The 17,632-nt window shown below is 70.3% G+C and carries 16 protein-coding genes and 1 riboswitch; of the genes, 5 read left to right on the top strand and 11 right to left on the bottom strand.

The window, feature by feature from the left end; all coding sequences use genetic code 11:
• The first annotated feature begins 7 nt into the window (after nucleotides 1-7).
• Entirely contained in the window at nucleotides 8-1,102 is a 1,095-nt protein-coding gene (locus AXA74_RS18960) for a branched-chain amino acid aminotransferase (protein WP_029581359.1), read from the top strand.
• Nucleotides 1,103-1,186: 84 nt separating this feature from the next.
• On the opposite strand, the gene AXA74_RS18955 is transcribed toward AXA74_RS18960, so the two are convergent.
• From AXA74_RS18955 to AXA74_RS18945, 3 genes are all read right to left on the bottom strand, one after another.
• On the bottom strand, nucleotides 1,187-1,558 hold the full coding sequence (locus AXA74_RS18955) for a hypothetical protein (protein WP_029581358.1): 372 nt from the start codon (nucleotides 1,556-1,558) through the stop codon (nucleotides 1,187-1,189).
• 122 nt (nucleotides 1,559-1,680) lie between these two features.
• Nucleotides 1,681-2,127: an Rrf2 family transcriptional regulator gene (locus AXA74_RS18950; protein ID WP_029581357.1), complete on the bottom strand. Its 447-nt coding sequence runs from the start codon at nucleotides 2,125-2,127 to the stop codon at nucleotides 1,681-1,683.
• Nucleotides 2,128-2,170: 43 nt separating this feature from the next.
• On the bottom strand, nucleotides 2,171-3,280 hold the full coding sequence (locus AXA74_RS18945) for an HPP family protein (RefSeq protein WP_126623608.1): 1,110 nt from the start codon (nucleotides 3,278-3,280) through the stop codon (nucleotides 2,171-2,173).
• Between the two features lie 171 nt (nucleotides 3,281-3,451).
• On the opposite strand from AXA74_RS18945, the gene AXA74_RS18940 reads away from it, so the two are divergent.
• Entirely contained in the window at nucleotides 3,452-4,033 is a 582-nt protein-coding gene (locus AXA74_RS18940) for a flavin reductase family protein (protein WP_029581355.1), read from the top strand.
• On the opposite strand, the gene mntP is transcribed toward AXA74_RS18940, so the two are convergent.
• The gene (gene mntP / locus AXA74_RS18935) at nucleotides 4,030-4,602 is read right to left on the bottom strand and encodes a manganese efflux pump MntP (RefSeq protein ID WP_032979443.1); all 573 of its coding nucleotides are present in this window, start codon (nucleotides 4,600-4,602) and stop codon (nucleotides 4,030-4,032) included. The two genes, AXA74_RS18940 and mntP, sit on opposite strands and share 4 nt — an antisense overlap.
• Nucleotides 4,603-4,609: 7 nt before the next feature.
• A riboswitch (yybP-ykoY riboswitch) is annotated at nucleotides 4,610-4,774 on the bottom strand.
• Nucleotides 4,775-4,844: 70 nt separating this feature from the next.
• Between mntP and AXA74_RS18930 the strand changes: the two genes are divergently transcribed.
• Nucleotides 4,845-5,915 carry a hypothetical protein gene (locus tag AXA74_RS18930; protein WP_032971851.1) on the top strand — a complete coding sequence of 357 codons (1,071 nt, stop codon included), beginning with the start codon at nucleotides 4,845-4,847 and terminating at the stop codon, nucleotides 5,913-5,915.
• Here AXA74_RS18930 and AXA74_RS18925 read toward each other — a convergent pair.
• The 4 genes from AXA74_RS18925 to AXA74_RS18910 are packed head-to-tail and all read right to left on the bottom strand — an operon-like array spanning nucleotide 5,860 to nucleotide 10,636.
• On the bottom strand, nucleotides 5,860-6,459 hold the full coding sequence (locus AXA74_RS18925; RefSeq protein ID WP_223850553.1) for a DUF2894 domain-containing protein: 600 nt from the start codon (nucleotides 6,457-6,459) through the stop codon (nucleotides 5,860-5,862). The two genes, AXA74_RS18930 and AXA74_RS18925, sit on opposite strands and share 56 nt — an antisense overlap.
• Nucleotides 6,452-7,108 carry an OmpA family protein gene (locus AXA74_RS18920; protein ID WP_029581351.1) on the bottom strand — a complete coding sequence of 219 codons (657 nt, stop codon included), beginning with the start codon at nucleotides 7,106-7,108 and terminating at the stop codon, nucleotides 6,452-6,454. Before AXA74_RS18920 ends, AXA74_RS18925 begins: the two co-directional genes overlap by 8 nt.
• Nucleotides 7,105-9,930, bottom strand: a complete 2,826-nt coding sequence (locus AXA74_RS18915; RefSeq protein WP_032979451.1) for a DUF802 domain-containing protein — start codon at nucleotides 9,928-9,930, stop codon at nucleotides 7,105-7,107. The genes AXA74_RS18920 and AXA74_RS18915 overlap by 4 nt, the downstream gene beginning before the upstream one ends.
• 10 nt (nucleotides 9,931-9,940) lie before the next feature.
• Nucleotides 9,941-10,636, bottom strand: coding sequence for a DUF3348 domain-containing protein (locus AXA74_RS18910; protein WP_029581349.1), 696 nt, complete (start codon nucleotides 10,634-10,636; stop codon nucleotides 9,941-9,943).
• Between the two features lie 259 nt (nucleotides 10,637-10,895).
• Between AXA74_RS18910 and AXA74_RS24810 the strand changes: the two genes are divergently transcribed.
• Nucleotides 10,896-12,509, top strand: coding sequence for a methyl-accepting chemotaxis protein (locus tag AXA74_RS24810; protein ID WP_080700975.1), 1,614 nt, complete (start codon nucleotides 10,896-10,898; stop codon nucleotides 12,507-12,509).
• A 9-nt stretch (nucleotides 12,510-12,518) separates the two neighbouring features.
• Here AXA74_RS24810 and AXA74_RS18900 read toward each other — a convergent pair whose 3' ends face one another.
• The 3 genes from AXA74_RS18900 to AXA74_RS18890 are packed head-to-tail and all read right to left on the bottom strand — an operon-like array spanning nucleotide 12,519 to nucleotide 15,415.
• Nucleotides 12,519-12,896, bottom strand: a complete 378-nt coding sequence (locus AXA74_RS18900; protein WP_029581347.1) for a DUF1090 domain-containing protein — start codon at nucleotides 12,894-12,896, stop codon at nucleotides 12,519-12,521.
• A 36-nt stretch (nucleotides 12,897-12,932) separates the two neighbouring features.
• Nucleotides 12,933-14,969, bottom strand: coding sequence for an FUSC family protein (locus tag AXA74_RS23990; RefSeq protein WP_029581346.1), 2,037 nt, complete (start codon nucleotides 14,967-14,969; stop codon nucleotides 12,933-12,935).
• Nucleotides 14,966-15,415: a MarR family winged helix-turn-helix transcriptional regulator gene (locus AXA74_RS18890; RefSeq protein ID WP_223850552.1), complete on the bottom strand. Its 450-nt coding sequence runs from the start codon at nucleotides 15,413-15,415 to the stop codon at nucleotides 14,966-14,968. Before AXA74_RS18890 ends, AXA74_RS23990 begins: the two co-directional genes overlap by 4 nt.
• 386 nt (nucleotides 15,416-15,801) lie before the next feature.
• On the opposite strand from AXA74_RS18890, the gene AXA74_RS18885 reads away from it, so the two are divergent.
• On the top strand, nucleotides 15,802-17,622 hold the full coding sequence (locus tag AXA74_RS18885) for an ABC transporter ATP-binding protein (RefSeq protein ID WP_080700976.1): 1,821 nt from the start codon (nucleotides 15,802-15,804) through the stop codon (nucleotides 17,620-17,622).
• Nucleotides 17,623-17,632 lie beyond the last annotated feature (10 nt).

The following is a 17,632-nucleotide window of genomic DNA, read 5'->3' as shown; positions in this document are numbered from 1 at the left end:
GACAGAAATGAGTCAAGACAAACCCAAATTCCTGGTTGAGCGCCACCCGAACCCGGTGGCGCCCGCCGAACGCGAGCGCTTGCTCCAGGACCCGGGGTTTGGCCGGATTTTCACCGACCACATGGCCACCGTGCGCTACAGCGCCGACCGCGGCTGGCATGACGCCAAGATCGTTGCGCGCGGCGATCTGAATCTCAACCCGTCGACCCTGGTGCTGCATTACGCCCAGGAGATCTTCGAGGGGCTCAAGGCCTACCGCCTGCCCGACGGCGGCGCCACGCTGTTCCGCCCCGACGCCAATGCGCGCCGCTTCCGCAACTCGGCCGCCCGCCTGGCCATGGCCGAGTTGCCCGAGGACATCTTCGTCGAGTCCGTCGAGGCCCTGGTGCGCCTGGAGCGCGACTGGATTCCCTCGGCCGACGGCGCTTCGCTCTATCTGCGTCCTTTCATGATCGCCACCGAGGTCGCGCTGGGCACCAAGCCGTCTTCCGAATACCTGTACGCCGTCATCGCCTCGCCCGTGGGCGCCTACTTCAAGGGCGGCGGTTCGGCCGTCACCATCTGGGTGTCCGACAACTACACCCGCGCCGCGCCCGGCGGCACTGGCGCGGCCAAATGCGGCGGCAACTACGCGGCCAGCCTCCAGGCCCAGGCCGAAGGCGCGCGTGAAGGCTGCGACCAGGTGGTCTTCCTCGATGCGGTCGAGCGCCGCTGGATCGAGGAGCTGGGCGGCATGAACGTCTTCTTCGTCTTTGCCGACGGCTCGCTGCAGACGCCGCCCCTGACCGGCACCATCCTGCCCGGCATCACCCGCGACTCGCTGATCACCCTGGCCCGCGACCTGGGCATGACGGTGCGCGAAGAGCCCTACGCCATCGACCAATGGCAGGAAGACGCCAAGAGCGGCAAGCTGGTCGAGTCCTTTGCCTGCGGCACGGCCGCCGTGGTCACGCCCATCGGCCAGGTCAAGGGCCGCAAGCACGGCTTTACCATCGGCACGGGCGGCGCGGGCGAGATCACGCTGCGCCTGAAGGCCGCGCTGCAGGACATCCAGCGCGGCCGCAGCGCCGACAAGCACGGCTGGCTGCACAAGGTGGACTGAGGCCACGCTCCCGGAAGCCGCGCGATGCGCGGCTTTTTTTTGCGCCGGCCCCGCTTGCGCCCGGGCAAGCGGGGCCGGCCGTGTTCAATGCGCCAGCAGGCGCTTGACCTCGTCTTCCTTGAGCGCCTTGCCCATGGCCAGCAGGAAGACCTTGAACATCAGGCCGCATACCCAGGTCGCCAGCGTCAGCGTGAAGAAGACCGCCACGATCCAGTCCGCCACCGGATGGCCGCCGGGCAGCAGGGCCGGCTGATAGATCGACACGCCGGCGATCACCACCCAATGGCTGGTGCAATAAAAGCATTTGGCCAAGTGGCCCAGCTGCGGATGCCAGCGCAGCATCCGCTTGCGCCAGGGCTCGAAGATGGCGGTCTGCGTCATCGTCATGGCGATGCTGGCCGAGGCCAGCGCCAGGGCCACGCAGGTCCACAGGGCTTGCAGGATGGGGGGATTCATAGCGACTCCAGACAGGGAAAAGCCTCGCGGCGGATTCTTGCATCAACAAAAGATACATGAAAGCGCGCACACGGGTGAAGATATCCCCAGGCCGCGTAGGGGATCCGCGCGCCCGGGGGCGTCTAGTGGTCCAGTCCTTGCGGGAAGGCCTGCATGCGCTGGCCGAAGTCGCGCGCCAGGTCGGCCAGGGTGACGGCGCGCAGGCGCTTGACGAGCAGGGCCTCGGCGTCGGCCAGGGCGTCGGCCAGGGCCGCGTTGACGGCGTGCTCGACCGCGCAATCGGGGTTGTTCTGGTCCAGGCCGATGGCATAGAGACGTTCGATGCCGACGGCTTGGTAGATGTCGTAGAGACTGACCTGGGCCAGGTCGCAAGCCAGGCTCCAGCCGCCGCGATGGCCTTTCTCGGAGCGCACATAACCGGCCTTGCGCAGGCCGGCCAGGGTGCGGCGCACGACGGCCGCATGGGTGCCCAGCATGGCGGCGATGCGCTCGGAGGTCATGGGCGGGTCATCCCGCGACATATGCAGCAGCACATGCAGCACGCGGGACAGGCGGCTATCGGTTCTCACGCGGCTTCCTGCATGGAGTGGTGCGCCGATTGTAGCCGGGGCCTCAGGCCGCCAGCCGCTGTGGCGCTTCCTGGGCCAGGGTCATCTGGTAGAGGGCGGCGATCAGGTCCGATTGGGTGACCAGGCCTTGCAGACGGCCGGCCGGGTCCAGCACGGGCACGCAGTGCAGGCCGTCGGCCATGGGGCGCGCAAGTTCGACGGCGGGCAGGTCGGGGGTGGCGAAAGCGCCCTCGGAGCGCATGCATTCGGCCAGCGCCGCGCCGCGCGCCTGTCCGGCCAGGGCATCGTGTTCGCTCAAGAGACCCAGATATGTGCCGCTGGCGGTCTCGACGACGGGCAGCACGCCCAGGCGATGGCGGCGCATGAGGTTCAATGCGTGCTCCAGGCTGTCGTGCGCGTGGAGGCTGACGACGTCGCGCGACATGATGTCGGCGCAATGGACCCGGCCGTGGCGGCGCGCCGCGGCGCGGGTTTCGGCCGCCAGGACGATGGCCTGCAGGTCTTCCTCGCTGATGTCCAGCAGCTCGTCATGGGCCGCCAGGGTCTGGCGCAGGTCTTCGGGAGAGAAGCCCAGGCGCTGGCTGGGGATCGGGTCGCGGGTCTGGTGCGGCGCGGCGCTGTCCTGCGGGCGCCGGGGGTAGTGGCACCTGAGCAGGCCGTTGAAGGCGATGGCGATGCTGACCAGCACAAGGGAATTGATGCCCACCGGCCAGAGCGCGAAGCCGAAGCCCAGCTGGCTCACGGCGGGCCCGCCCAGCACGGCGGTCAGGGCCACGGCCCCGCCGGGCGGATGCAGGCAGCGCAGCGCGAACATGGCGGCGATGGCCAGGCCGCCGGCCATGGCGGCCGCCCAGGCGGTGTCGGGGATGCACAGGGCGCAGGCCACGCCCACCAGGGCGGACACGATGTTGCCGCCCAGGATGGACCAGGGCTGGGCCAGCGGGCTGGCCGGCGCGGCAAAGAGCAGGACGGCCGAGGCGCCCATGGGGGGCACGAACCAGGGGCTGGCCTGGCCCAGGGCATGGCGGCCTATCCATTCGGTGCACAGCAGACCGAGCAGCGCCCCGATGGCGCCATAGCATTTTTCCCGGGGGCTGGCCCCCACGGGGACGGGGGCGAAGGCGCGCAACCAGTTGGCAAAGCGGGCAGACAAGACTTTCTCCTCGTGGCCGGCCGGCCACGCGGGGGAGGACTGTAGCATGCGCTCCAAACCCTTGTCTGAATAAGCTTATGACGCCTGGGCGGCGGGCTGGCGGGCGCGTCCGCATTTTGGTTCAATCGGCAGGCCATCCGCGAGGCGGGCGGCCGCTTCCAGGAGCATGCGATGTCTTCTTCTTATTTCCGGCCGGTGGCGCTCGAGCACGCCAGCCGGCTCATCAATCACGGCCCCACCGTGTTGATCACCACGCGCCATGGCGCGGTGCGCAACATCATGGCGGCGGCCTGGTCCATGCCGGTGGAGTTCACGCCCCCGCGTGTGTCGGTGGTGATCGACAAGCACACCTATACGCGCGAGCTGATGCAGGCCAGCGGGCATTTCGGGCTGCTGATCCCGGGCGCGGCGCTGGCGGACCTGACCTATGCGGTGGGCAGCGTGTCCGGCCGGCAGGGCGACAAGTTCGCGCGCCATGGCATCGAGGCCTTCGAGGGGCCGGCGCTGGGCCTGCCCCTGTTGGAGGCCGGCATGGCGGCCTGGATGGAGTGCCGCTGGATCCCCGAGACGCATACCGAGGACGCCTACGACACCTGCTTTGCCGAGGTGGTGAGCGCGGCGGCCGACAGCCGCATCTTCGCGGACGGCCACTGGAATTTCACGGAGGCCAACCGCGAGCTGCACACCTTGCACCATCTGGGCGCGGGCAATTTCGCGGTGGCCGGCACGCCCATCAAGGCGCGCGGGGGCTAGGCCGCCGCGGCGCTCAGATGCTCGTGGAGGATGGTCGAGCCGATGCCGATGAGCGCCAGCCCGCCCAGGATTTCGGCACGCTTGCCGGCCATGGCGCCCAGCACCCGGCCCAGCATGACGCCCAGCGTCACCATGGTCAGCGTGGCCAGCCCGATGGCCAGGGCGGTCAAGACAATGTTGTTGTCGATGAAGGCCAGGCTCACGCCCACGGCCATGGCGTCGATGCTGGTGGCAAAGCCGGTGGCGGCCAGCAGCCAGAAGCCATGGCGCGAGGCCGGCGCGGCGGCTTCGGCCTCGCCGGCCAGCCCATTGCGTATCATCATCACGCCCAGCACGCAGAGCATGCCGAAGGCGATCCAGTGGTCCCAATCGGCGATGAATGTGGCCGCGATGGAGCCCAGCGCCCAGCCGATCAGCGGGGTGATGGCCTCGATCACGCCGAAGATCAGGCCGGTGCGCAAGGCCTCGGCGAAACGGGGTTTGTGCAGGGCGGCGCCCTTGCTGACGGCGGCCGCGAAGGCGTCGGTCGACATGGCGAAGGCCAGCACCACGGTGGACAACAGATTCATCTGATACTCCTGCCGGGCCGCTACGCATAGACCTCGGCCCTGCCGCCCGGCGCGGCAGGGAAGGTCCATGGTCTCGCCAGGCCGGCAGGCTGCCCGCGCCATGGCCGTGTCGGGCCAAGCCTGTTGACGCGGGCCCTTCCCGTGGCGGAAAGGCGGCTACTCCCCAAAAGGTGCAGCGAGTGTAGCAGGGACGCCGATGACCTGCCTGCCGGCGTGTCCGCGCGGCTGGGTATCATAAAGCCATGATTCCCGTAGGCATTCCTTCGATCTGGTTCTTCCTGTTGCCGCTGCTGTCCCTGCTCGCCCTGGTCTGCCTGGCGGTCTGGGGCCTGGGCCTGGCGTTCAGCCGGAGCTGGCGGCGGGCGTTGCGCCGGCATCCCTGGCTCGGCCTGGCCGCCTTCCTGCCGTTGGCCCTGCTGCTGGCCTATGGCATCGACTTCGCGCTCTCGGTGTGGCGCTACCAACAGGAGGTGGCGCGCCAGGAAGCGGCCCGCCTGGTGACCCTGGGCCAGGCGCGGACGATCGAAGGCATCGCCATGCCGGCCGGCACCCGGCTGCAATTGATGCGCGAGGGCCGGCCCGAGACCTTTGTCGAGGCAGTCTTCCCTCAGGCCGTGGCGGTGCAGGGCCTGCAGGCGCGCCGGCTCGCCCGCCGCGTGTCGGCCCGCTACGACGGGCGCGGCGACGCGGAGATCGGCAGCGAGGCGGTCTCGATGTCGGTGTTCGGCGAGGGGGCGCAGCAGGTGCAGGGCTGGCTGTGCGATGCCGGGCAGGCCATCGAGTTCGAGTTCAAGGCAGGCCAGCCGGTGTTCGAGCAATGCACGCTGGCCGCCGGCGATGACCATGCGCTGGCCGTGTCCGGGGCCCGGCTGCGGGCCTCCACCGGCACGGTCTACGTCGACGGCCATGTGGACCCGGACCGCTGGAGCATAGACCTGAAGCCGGGGCAGGTCCTGCAGCTGGAAGGCATGTGGCTGGCCGAGGCGCATCTGCGCCTGCGGGCCGATGGGGGCTTGCATGCCTTGTCCTCGGCCACCTTGATTTGCCCGCACGCGCTGGGCGCCTTGCGCTATCCCGCGGGCACCCAGGTGCAGACCGTCGCGCGGGGCTGGCAGGGCCGGCGCCCCTGGCTGTTTACGCCGCCGCGCGAGACGCCAGCCCGCTATGCCGGGCACGCGGACGTCGACGGCACGCAGTCGGTGGTGCAGACGCGCCAGGGCGAGGTGCTCAGCATTGCGCCCAGCCGCGAGCTGGGCGTCAGGGAGTGGATGACGTTCGGCCCGGACGCCGCTTTGCCGGCTTGCCCGCGCTAGCCTTGGGCGCCGGCGCGGCGGCCGTGTTCAAGCGCTCCAGCCAGGACAGCGTCTCCACATAGGCCATGAACTGATGCAGATAGTCGGGCGAGAGCGCGCGCATGTGCGACAGCGCCCGGTGCACCAGATGGTCGGAGTTCAAGGGGCCGGCGTTTTCGGGCAATTGCTCCATGGATTGGCGCAGCTGCTGGTCGGCGCTCAGGCGCGTCCAGATGGCGCGGAAGTCATCCAGCAGCGGCAGCTCGGGATAGTGCTCGCGCAGGCCGCCGGACGGCATCGCGGCGCGCCCGGCGATATGCGCCAGCAAGTCCGGCAGCGGCGCGGCGGCCGGCTGCGCGGCGGACGGCATGGCCGCGGCCGGCGCGTCGGCCAGGCGGGCATAGTCTTCGATGAGGCGGGCCAGCCTGTCCTCGACCGCGCGGCGCGCGCCGCCTTGCAGCTGCCCGGCGCGCCGCGCCAGGGCTTCAAGCACGGCGAAGCGCACCGGATCGGCGCGATGGGCGCCCTGTTCGCGCCAGGCCTGCAGGCGGGCGGCGCTATCCACCCGCGCTATCCCCGGGCTTGCCGGCGCCGGCCTGGCGCGGCACGGGCGCGATTTCCACGCGGCGGTTCCTGGCCCGGCCTTCGGCATCGGCATTGGAAGCCACGGGCTGCTCGGCGCCGAAGGCCGCCGCGAACAGCGTGTTGGCCGGGATGCCGGCCTCGATCAGCGCGCGCGTGACCGTCAGCGCGCGTTGGGCCGAGAGGTCCCAGTTATCGGCAAAGCGCCGGTTGAATTCGCTCACGGGCTGGTCGTCGGTAAAACCGCTCACCATGAGGATCTCGTCGCGGTCGCGCAGATAGGCCGTCAGCGGCGCGGCCAGGCTCTTGAGCACGTCGCGCCCTTCGGGTTGGAGCTGGTCGGAGTTCAGCGCAAAGAGCACGCTGCCGCTGATGCCGATGCGGCCGTCGACCAGGGTCACGCGGCCGGCGGCCAGCGGGCCGGCCAGGGCCTGCTCCAGCGTCTCGCGCCGCTCGGTCTCGGCCTGGCGCTCCTTGACTTCTTCGTCCAGCTTGACCGAGAGCTGCAATTGCACGCCGATGATGCCCACCAGGATGAGCACGAAGGCGCCCAGCAGCACCGACATCAGGTCGCCAAAGACCGCCCAGGCGGGGGCCGGGGTCTCCGGGCCGGCGTCGAACTCGTCTCTCATGCGGCCTCGGCACCGTCGCGGTTGAGCTGCTGCAGCTCCTGCATGATCTGCTTTTGCGACAGCAGGGAAAGATCGACGACCTCGCGGGCCTGGGCCACGTAATAGGCCAGCTGCTCGTCGCTGCGGGCCAGCGACTTGGCCAGCGCCGATTCGATGCGTTCGAGTTGGGCGACCAGCTTGCCGTTGGCTTCATCGAACAGGCGCACCGCCACGCCCAGGGCCTCGCCCAGGCTGGCGACCTCGGCCGCACTGCCAGTGACCTGGTCGGCCACGGCGCCCAGCTTGCCGGTCTCGCCTTCGACATGTTCGGTGAAACGCTGGCCCACGCGCTCGAGCAGATCGGCCGAGGACGCCACCAGGGCATCCACCGCGGCGCGCTGTTCATGGCTGGCGTGGTTGATGGCCTTGAGCAGGGTGTCCACGGTGTCGAGGAGATGGCCGCGTTCTTGCAGCATGGCGTTGTCGCGCGCCATGCTGTCCGAAAGTTTCTGGCGCAGTTCGGCGAGCATTTCGGCGGCGGCCTTGGGCGCCTGCGAGGCCGCCTCCAGCAGACGCTCGATTTCGGTGATCATGTGCTCAGACCGCGCCGCGGCCTGGGTCGTGAGGTCGCCGACGGCGGCCGAGAAGTTATCGCAGATCTCCTGCTGGCGCGCCAGGGTACGGTTGCCGGTGTCTTCCCATTCGGCGCGCAGCGCCGCGGCCACGCCGGCCAGCGACTCGGTCCAGGCGGCCAGGCGCGCCTCGTCGCGGGCCGCCAATTCGCCGTGCAGACGGCCATGGGCCTGGTCCACCGTGGCCAGCAGCGAGGCCGAGTGGCCCTCGAAGCGTTCGGCCGCCGCATCCAGGGCGGCGCGGTGGGCGTCGGCCAGCGTGGCGCTGGCCGCGTCGTGGCGGGCCAGGGCTTCGTGCCAGGCCTGGGCGAGCTGTTCGGTGGTCCGGTCCATGCGGGCGGCGACGTTGTCGACCAGGCCGGCCGAGCGGGCCTCGAAAGCCGCCGCGAAGCCGTCCAGCGTCTCGCGCAGCCGCGCGGCCAGCTGGGCCTGGCCCTGCGCCTGGCCGGCCAGGGCGGCTTGCCAGCCCTGCAGGGCACCGGCCGTGCCCTCGGACACGGCGTGGGCCGCGCCCTCCAGGCGGGCGGAGAGGCTTTCGATGAGGTTGCCGGAACGCGCCTCGAAGGTGGCGCAGAACTGTTCCAGCGCGGCGCGCAGCGCCTGGGCCGCGTCCTGTTGGCCGCGCTGCTGCTCGCCCAGCGCGGCCTGCCAGGCGCCCAGGGCGGACTGCACATTGCCGGCGATGGCGCCGGCCGTGCCGTCCAACCGCATGCCCACGCTGTCGACCAGGGCCGTGGCGCGGCTGTCAAAGCCCGTGCTGAACTGCTCCAGGGCCAGGCGCAGGTCCTGGGCCAGCGCCGCCTGGGCCGCCTGTTGTTCGGCCAGCGCGGCCTTCCAGATGTCGGCCACGCCGGCCGTGGCGGCCGCGACGCTGTCGGTGGTGCCGGCCATGCGGGCGGCCACATCGTCCAGCAGGCGGGCCGAGCGGGTCTCGAAGGTGGCCGCAAAACGGCCCAGCGCGGCCTCGAGCTGTTCGGCCTGCGCGGCGTGTCCCTGCCGCTGCTGGTCCAGCGCCTCGGTCCAGGCCTGGGCCGTTGCCTGCGAGCCGGCGGCCAGGGCCGAAGTGGCGTGTTCCAGGCGGGCCGAGACGTCGGCCAGCAGGGCCGAGGCGCGCTGCTCGAAGCCGGCGGCGAATTGTTCCAGCGCCCCGCGCAAGTCCTGGTTGAGCGCCTGGTTGGCGGCCGCTTGGCCGGCCAGGGCTTCGGTCCAGTTGCCGGCCAGGGCCGCGCTGGTCTGTTCCAGGCGCGTGGACAGGCGGTCCATCTGCTGCTGCAAGGCCTGGGTGACCGTATCGCGCCAGGCGGCGGTTTCGCGCGCCAGGGTCTGCATGGTGGTCTGCACGGCGGGCTGGATGGCCGCGCCGGCGGCCTGGGCGCTCTCGGCCACGCTGTGCGTGAGCGCGGTTTCCACCGAATTGGCCAGGCGTCCGTACACGGCCTCGGTCTTGCCGTGGAAGGCTTCCTGGCCGGCCAGCAGACGCTGGTTGAGGGCCTGGCTCTGGCTTTCCATCGAGGCCATCATGGCCGCCAGCCGGTCGGCCAGCAGCGGCAGGGCTTCGGCCTGGCCGCGCAGCAGCTTGAAGCTCTCTTCGCGCTGGTGGGCCAGTGAATAGCCGCGTAGCGTCGTGGCGGCCTTGGTATCGAGGTATTCGCCGGCCTGCAGGCGGGCGCGGCGGCACAGGGCCGACAGCAGGCCCAGCATGGCCGAGGCCGCGACCCCGGCCACCGAGGTGCCGAAGGCAAAGCCCAGGCCCTTGACCGGCGCGGCCAGCGAGGCGCGCATGGCGGCCAGGTCGGTGGCGCTTTCCAGTGCCAGGCCCGTGCCGCGCAGCGTGGCCACCATGCCCAGGAAGGTCCCCAGCATGCCCAGCAGCACGAGCAGGCCCACCAGATAGGGGGTGAGGGCGGGGCCGGGCAGGCTGGCGCGTTCGCCCTCGATGCGCAGCCTGGCCGCGTTGCGCAGGCTGGGATGCAGGCCGTCCAGCCAGCTGCCCAGCTGCGGCGGCGCCTCCGACAGGCCCTCCAGCGCGCGCGTCAGGCCGCGCGTGGCCTGCTGATAGCGCAGCAGTTCCAGGGCGCCGGCCAGGTAGCAGACCCCGATCAGGGCGGTGATGGACAGGGCCAGCGGATTGCCGCCGATGTAGCCGGCGCCTATCCAGCCGATGGCGGCCAAGCCCGCGAGGAAGACGATGAGAGGGAGGATGCGAGTCATGAGGGCCTGATTAGCGGGCGCGAAGGGCGGCAAGCAACCCCTCGACCGGTTGTAGTCGAACTTCCAGTTCGGCGAGCAATACGCTCTGCATGTCCTTGCGGAAACTTTCCAGCCAGCCGCCCCGGCGGGCGTCAGGCTGCTCCGCCAGCGCGGCCTCTTCGGCCTCGCGCAGGCGGTGGAAATGCTTTTCGAGCAGCCCCGGCACCGTCGCCAGCAGGCTGCGCTCGCGCGGCAGCAGGCCGCGTTCCATGATGGCGTCCATCACGGCCAACTGCGTGAGCGCCGGCGTGCTGGCCGCCAGCGTGGCGCGCAAGCGCGTGCGCAGGTTGCCGATGCGCGTTTCCATGGTCTGCTGCAGGGCCAGGTAAAGCTGCCGGTAGGTCTTGTAGTCGTCTTCGGCGGGCGCGTCCTTGGCCTGGAAGGGCGAGGGGCCGCGCTGCTTGATGTCCCGGGCGATGGCATTGGACAGGCCGGTGCGCAGCAGGACGAGGTCGCGCTCCTGGACACGGTCCAGGCGGGCCTCCCCGGGCACGGGCTTGCTGTTGAGCGCCGCGGCCAGGGCAAGGCCATCGGTCCAGCCCAGCCATTGGCTGAGATGGTCCGACAGGAGTTGGCCGGATTCGGGAACATCGGCGTCGGTCAACCGGGTCAGCAGACGGATGAAAGCCGGTCCGCCGACGCCGGGGCGCCGGGACGATTGCACCATGCAACAGAACCAAAAAGCCAGGAGTTTACACGCGCCCGGCCGCCGTGCCCGCCCGGACCGGCGCGGGCCGGGCGGCCGGGCGGGGCGGCGAGAGCGCAGCCGGCGGGGGCCGCGGCCGGCGCCCGCGCCGGGAAACCGCGGCATACCTGGCCGCCGCTTGACGACGATCAAAGGGCGCGCCCGCGGATCGGCCCCCCGCGCTTGATCGGACGGATAGACCTATATAAAACTTGTATCAATATTTCACAAAAGGGTGGGCATGAAGCTGCGCGATTGGAGGATAGGCGTGCGCCTGGGGGCGGCGATCTGGGTATTGCTGCTGCTGATGGGCGCGATGATGGGCGTCAGCCTGTGGGGCGTGGGCCAGATGCGCGAAGCCGGACAACGCCTGGACGGCGCCATGCAGCGCGTGGCGCTGGCCGCGGAATGGCAGGGCGTGCTGGATTCGCACATGGAGGCGGTCTCGGCCTTTCTGCAGACCGCCGACGCCGACGAAGCGCAGCGCCTGCTCGCCAAGTTCGACGCCCAGACCCGGCGCAGCAATGAGATCAAGGCGGCCCTGGAAGCCGGCATGGACGAAGACGCGGCCCAGGTGCTGGCCGCGATCAGCGCCGCCATGACGCAATACCGCCAGGTGCGCGCCGAGGCGGCCGGCATCAAGCAGCGTGACGACGCGGCCGACCGGCCCGCGCTCAACGCCCTGGTGAGCGGGCAGTTGCGCCCGACCATGCAGGCGTATATCGACGCGGTGGGACGCTACGGCCATCTGTCGCGCCAGCGGGCCGCGCAGGCCGGCGAGCAGGCCGGACACGCGGCCGGCATGGTGCGCATGCTGATGTTTTCTTTCGGCGTGGCGGTGCTGGGCCTGGGCGGCCTGCTGGGCTGGCTGGTGACGCGCAGCATCGTGCGTCCCATCGCCTACGCGGTCCGGATCGCCGAGACGGTGGCCATGGGCGATCTGACGCAGCGCATCGAGGTGCGCGGCAAGGACGAGACCGGCCGCCTGCTGCTGGCGCTGCGCGAGATGAACAGCCAGCTGGGCAAGACCGTGGCCGGGATACGGGCCGGCGCCGAGACCATTTCGGCGGCCTGCGCGCAGATGGCGGCGGGCAATGGCGACCTGGCTGCGCGCACCGAAGAGCAGGCGGCCTCGCTGGAGCAGAGCGCGGCCTCGATGGAGCAGCTGGCTTCCACCGTGAAACAGAACGCCGATAACGCGGTGCAGGCCAACCAGCTGGCGGCAAGCGCCAGTGAGGTGGCGCTGCGCGGCGGCCGCGCCGTAGCCGATGTGGTGGGCACCATGCAGGCCATCTCGTCGAGTTCGAGCCGGATCGCGGAAATCGTCGGCGTGATCGACGCCATCGCCTTCCAGACCAACATCCTGGCCCTGAATGCGGCGGTCGAGGCCGCGCGAGCGGGCGAGCAGGGCAAGGGCTTCGCCGTGGTGGCCGCCGAAGTGCGGTCGCTGGCGCAGCGCAGCGCCACCGCCGCCAAGGAGATCAAGGGCCTGATCGAGGCTTCGGTGGGCCAGGTCGGCGCCGGCGCCCGCCTGGTCGAGCGCGCCGGCGCCACCATGCAGGACATCGTCGCCGCGGTCAGGCGCGTCGCCGACATCATGGGCGAGATCACGGCCGCCTCGGCCGAGCAGTCCATCGGCATCGAGCAGGTCAATCAGGCCGTGGCCCAGATGGACACGGCCACCCAGCAGAACGCGGCCCTGGTCGAAGAGGCCGCGGCGGCCTCCCATGCCATGCAGGAGCAGGCCGCCGCGCTCATGCGCTCGGTCAGCGCCTTCAAGCTGGCGGCCGCGCCGCGAGCCGCCAGCGCGGCGCCCGCGGCACCCATGGCGCCCTTGGCGCTATTGGCCGCCTGAGCGCCGGCGTCAACGGTAGACGTCGGCCCGCGCCCGCTGCAGATCGTGGCGGGCCTCGTCCAGCTTGCGCTGCGCCTTGGCGATGTCCTTGACCTTGCCTTCGGCCTGTTCGTCGGCCAGCTCGGCCTCGCGTTCCTTGACCTTGGCCTCGGCGGCGCGCAGCTTGTCCTCGCGTTCGCGCCGCAGCTGGGCGTCATTGCAGTCCTGCGAGGCCGCCAGGGCGCGTTCCAGCCCGCGCAGCCGCTGGGTATTGCCGGTCTCCCGTGCGTAGGCGATCTCGCGCTCGATGGCCTGTTGCTTGGCCGCGCAGCCGCGCGGCACTTCCTGGGCCTGGGCGCCGCCCAGGCAGAGCGCGAGGACCAGGGGGGCATATTGGATGCGTGACATGCCGGTTCTCCACGTCAAAAGCCAAGCATACCGGTCCTAGCCGCGATAGGGCGGGGCGGCGCCGAAGAAAGCCAGCCGCAGGCCGGCCAGCGCGGCGAGGATCTCCGCCAGCCCGCGCGCCGGCGGCTCGCGCCTGACCTGGGTCAGGGCCGTGTCCAGACAGCGCAGGGCCTGCTCGTCGGGGCCTTCGCGCCGCTTGCGCCGCGCCTCGAACAGGCGCGCCATGGCGCCCAGCAGGTCGTCCATGGCCGCGCGCGGCGCCAGCGGCAGCTCGTCGCGCAGGCGCCGCAGCTCCACCAGGTTGACGGCCGCGCCGAACTCAAAACTGGTGCGCAGCGCCCGGGCGCGCACGGCCGGCGCGGTGGCGCTGGCGCGCGGCGCCAGCATGGCCACGCGGTCATACATCCGGCGCGCGAAGGCGTCGCGCGTGAGCGCCAGCCGGCCGCGCGCCACATCGCCGAGCTCGGCCCAGCCGCCGGCGATCAGGCGGCGCACGCTGGTGTCGGGGTTCATGGCGCGCACGAAGCTGATGACGATGGTGGGAATGGCAAAGCCGATCACCGAGGCGATGGCTCCGTTCAGATAGCTGTCGAAGACTTCGCTTTGCACATTGTGCAGGTTCAGCAGCAGGATGCTGTTGGCGATCATGGGCAGCGCGATGCCGAAATGCGCCATCGAGGCCTGCATCATGCCCAGCGGCAGCAGGAACACGGCCAGCACCATGACCAGCAGGGCGAAGTGATGGATCAAGGGCAGGACGCCGAAGAGATAGAGCGCCACGATCAGCGCCGAGAGCAGCGTGCACTGCAAAAACGTCTTGAGCGCCGGCACGGGATCGTCCATGAAAGACAGGATGCAGGCGCCGACCGAGGCCATCTGCACGGCGAGCACGCCGGAAGGCCAGCCCGTGCCGATCCAGACCAGGGCGCAGAAGCCGACCGACAAGGCGGCCGCCACCCCGCAGCGCAGCGCCACGCCATGGTCGCGCAGCTCCGCGCTGGGCAGGCGGCGGGCCGTGCGCCGGCGCGGGGTCTCGCCGCGCCGGATATGGCGCCAGAGGTCATGCGCATCCTGGCGCAGTTCGATGAGGCGCTCCAGGCGCATGGCCAGGCTGCCGCGCAGAATGCCCTCCCAGGCCGCCGTGCCGGACGAGCCGGCGGGCGCGGCCGCGCGCAGGCCGGCGATGGCCGCGCGCAGGGCCTGCAAGTCGGCTTCGTCGGCGCCGGGCCGCAGCCAGCGCTCGAGCACCGCGGTCAGCTGGGCGATGTCGGCCGGACGCTGGCCGCCGGCCAGGCCGCAGAGCGCCGTGACGCGGTCGGAGATGGCGCCGATGATGGGCAGCATCAGCGCCATGCGGTCGTGCAGCACGCGCAATGCGCCTTCGCCGCCACGCAGTTGGGGCTTCTCGTAGGCCAGGTGGACGAAGAGGGTGCGCAGCTCGGCCACGCCGGCGGCCAGTTGCTGCATGTCCTGCGGCAGGCGCTTGCGGCCGTCCTCGCCGTGCAGGCTGTCGATCAGCAGATTGGCCGAGTCGCGCAGCCAGTCTTCGATGCGCATGGCGATCAGGCCGCCGACGTGGCGCGGCAGCACCAGGTGGCTCACCAGGGTGGCGCACAGGATGCCCAGCGTGATTTCCTCGCAGCGCGCCAGGGCCGTGTCGAAGACATTGAGCGGTTCGGCGGCGCTGGAGAACCCGACAATGGCCGCGGTATAGCCGGCCAGCATGAAGATGTAGCTGCGCGGCCGCCGGTCCAGCATGGAGATATACAGGCAGAGGCCGACCCACAGGGCCAGCACGCCCGACATGAGCAGCGGCGCATTGACCAGCCGGGGCACCAGCAGCACCGCCACGGCCGCGCCGAACAAGGTGCCGATCACGCGGTAGACGGCCTTGGAGGTCAGCGCGCCGGACAACGGATGGGCAATGATGTAGGCGGTGGCCATGGCCCAGGCCGGCCGCTGGAAATCCAGGCTCAGCGAGAGGTAGAGCGCCAGCATGGACGCGATGAAATTCTTGGCCGAGAAGATGGCGTCGCTCAGGCTGGGACGGTAGCTCAGTATCCGCGCGATCATGCCTGGGGGCCTGGCGCGTTGAGGGTTTCAAGCCGCTGCTGCACAGCGCGCAGCACGCGCTCGGCGATGGCCAGTTCGGCCGGGTCGATGCCGCTGACGACTTCCGCGCGCACGCGGTCTACGATGCGCGCGATATCGGCCGCCTTGGCCTGGCCCGCGGCCGACAGCGTCACGCAGCGCGCCCGGCGGTCCTCGGGATCGGCCAGCCGCTCGATGAGGCCGGCGGCCTGCAGCGCGTCGATCACGCGCACCAGCGAGGCGCCTTCGATGCCGATCTCGTCGGCCAGCACGCCCTGGCGCAGCGGCACGCCATGCACGCGCAGCACCAGCAGCGGCCAGGCGCTTGCCTGCGACAGGCCCTCGACAGCCAGGGCCTGGTCGATGCGCTTGCGCCACTGGCGCCCGCTGTTGACCAGCAGGCGGCCGATGGAGGCGGGAGGTGTCATGGCGGTCTCGGATAGATATTTAGTATTCTAAATATTATCATGCTAGATATATGTGTCGCATGAAGACCACATTGGGGGTGGGGGTCCTCATGGATTTCCCGGGGTATCGCGCTAGAATGCACAGCATCGGCGCAATGCCGATGTCTTTTTCCCTTATCACCCTCGACACACAGGGAGGCTAGAGATGCACAAGCAAGCCCACCCGCGCGTGTTCCCGCGACACTCCTAAGTCGTCGCCCGCGCGGCCTCCGCACCCGGCTCCTGCCTGGCGCGCGGACCGCCGCGACCCGCTCCGATCCTTTCGACATCCTGAGCCGCCACTGCCGCGGCCGACAGCGATTTTCTTTTCTTTATCGAGCGCCGGCCTGACGGCCGGTTTATCCAATATGGCTAGAACCTACAAAGAACGACGTGGCCAGACATTCCGCAATGTGCTGGGATTCACTTTCCGCCACTGGGCCAAGCAGCCCTGGCGCCTGAGCATCGTGGCCGTGATGGCCCTGCTGTCGGCCGTGGCCGACGTGCTCACCCCCATGTATGCCGGCCGCCTGGTCGACGCCGTGGCATCGGGCGCGCCGGGCGATGAGAGCGCCTGGCACGCCGCGCTGGCCGCCTTCTGGCTGCTGGTGGCGCTGGGCGTGGGCGGCACGCTGCTGCGCCAGGCGGCATTCCAGAACATCATTCCCTTTACCCTGGGCATGATGCGCGGCATGGCCACCGACTCCTTCCACCGCGTGCAGCGCCTGTCTTCGGACTGGCATGCCAACAGCTTCGCCGGCTCCACGGTGCGCAAGATCACGCGCGGCATGTGGGCGGTCGACCTGCTGAACGACACGCTGCTCACGGCCTTGCTGCCCTCGTTCGTGATGCTGGTGGGCGCGACCGTCCTGCTGGGCTTGACCTGGCCGGTGATGGGCCTGGTGGTGGGCCTGGGCGCGGTGCTGTACATCGGCATCACCGTCCTCATGACGCTGCGCTTCGTGGCGCCGGCCGCGCGCCTGTCCAATGCCTGGGATACCCGCATGGGCGGCGCGCTGGCCGACGCCATCAGCTGCAACGCGGTGGTCAAGGCCTTCGGCGCCGAGGCGCGCGAGGAAACCCGGCTCGAAGGCGTGATCGCCAAATGGCGGGCGCGCACGCGCCGCTCCTGGGTGCGCGCCACCATCAATGGCGGCCTGCAAGGCGCCATGATGACGGCCATGCAGGCCGCCATGATGGGCGCGTCGCTCTATCTCTGGGCCAATGACAAGGCCAGCGTGGGCGACATCACCTTTGCGATGACGATGTTCTTCGTTCTCAAGGGCTATCTGCGCGAAGTCGGCATGGACCTGCGCAATCTGCAGCGCTCGGTCAACGACATGGAAGAACTGGTCATGCTGGATCGCCAGCCGCTGGGCGTGGACGACCGGCCGGGCGCGCGCGCCATCAAGGTCGGCGACGGCGAGATCCGCTTCGACCACGTCACCTTCCGCTACGGGGCCCAGCAGCAGCCGCTGTACGAGGACTTCTCCATGCGCATCGCGCCGGGCGAACGTATCGGCCTGGTGGGACATTCGGGCTCGGGCAAGACGACCTTCATCAAGCTCATCCAGCGGCTGTATGACGTCGACGCCGGCCGCATCACCATAGACGGGCAGGACATCGCCCAGGTCAAGCAGGCCTCGCTGCGGCGGCAGATCGCCATCGTGCAGCAGGAGCCCATCCTGTTTCACCGGACGCTGGCCGAGAACATCGCCTATGCGCGCCCGGACGCCTCGCGCGCCGAGATCGAGGAGGCCGCGCGCCAGGCCAGCGCCCATGATTTCATCATGGCGCTGCCCAAGGGCTATGAGACGCTGGTGGGCGAGCGCGGCGTGAAGCTGTCAGGCGGCGAGCGCCAGCGCGTGGCCATCGCGCGCGCCTTCCTGGCCGATGCGCCCATCCTGATCCTGGACGAGGCGACGTCCAGCCTGGACAGCGAAAGCGAAGTCCTGATCCAGGAAGCCATGACGCGGCTGATGCAAGGACGCACCACGCTGGTCGTGGCCCACCGCCTGTCCACGGTGCGCGCCCTGGACCGCCTGCTGGTGATGGATCACGGCAAGGTCGTCGAAGAAGGCAGCCACGACATGCTCATCCGGCGCGAGGGAGGCATCTACCGGCGCCTCTTCGAACGCCAGGCCCTCGAACTGACCAGGGGCCTGGAGGATGTGCTGCTGGAGGCCTGAAGCCTGGGCA

The organism is Bordetella hinzii LMG 13501, assembly GCF_001548475.1.
Lineage (GTDB): Bacteria > Pseudomonadota > Gammaproteobacteria > Burkholderiales > Burkholderiaceae_B > Bordetella > Bordetella hinzii.
This window is presented reverse-complemented; position numbering and strand designations above follow the sequence as displayed.